Source organism: Pseudomonas sp. 30_B (assembly GCF_017491605.1).
GTDB lineage: Bacteria > Pseudomonadota > Gammaproteobacteria > Pseudomonadales > Pseudomonadaceae > Pseudomonas.
The window spans coordinates 1-493 of record NZ_JAFGYY010000227.1 but is presented as its reverse complement, the minus strand read 5'-3'; the positions used below and the strand labels follow the sequence as shown (position 1 = coordinate 493).

Below are 493 nucleotides of genomic sequence, written 5' to 3'. Positions count from 1 at the left end.
ACGATGCCGTCGGGGTCGACCGAGGTGATGGCTCTGCCGACTTTCTCGTACAAGGTGTCCAAGGACACCATCGCTCGGCCGCACCAGCCGAAGGCAACGTAGCAGATGGGGTAGTGATGTCCCGGCCAAGGCTCGTTGATAATGTCGTATCCCATGACGCCGGGTTCCTGCCCGACGACCTGTGCGACGTGCTTCCACATGGCCGCGTAACGATCCTGCAAGCCCACTCCGCCCGGGCCCTTGGCATTGTCCAGGAAACTGTCGTAAGCCTTGATGAGTCCGAGGTTGAAGACCTGGTTGGCGGGGAAGCCAACCTTGAGCAGATTCGGTGCTCCCTTGTCGAGAACGGCCCAGTCGGGGGCTCCCTCACCCTCGAACTTCTCGTTATACATGTCCTGGTGAGCGTCCAAGAGGGTCATTATGCCGTGAGCGCGAAGTGTTCTTACTGTGCGGGTGATGCTGGCCAGGTAGGCGTCGTCGTACTCTCCGGGCT

1 protein-coding gene is annotated in these 493 nt (G+C 60.4%); it reads right to left on the bottom strand.

Going from position 1 to position 493, the window contains the following annotated elements:
- A partial coding sequence (locus tag J5M67_RS28040) for a hypothetical protein (RefSeq protein WP_368735965.1) occupies positions 1-458 on the bottom strand: 458 nt, incomplete at its 3' end.
- Positions 459-493 lie beyond the last annotated feature (35 nt).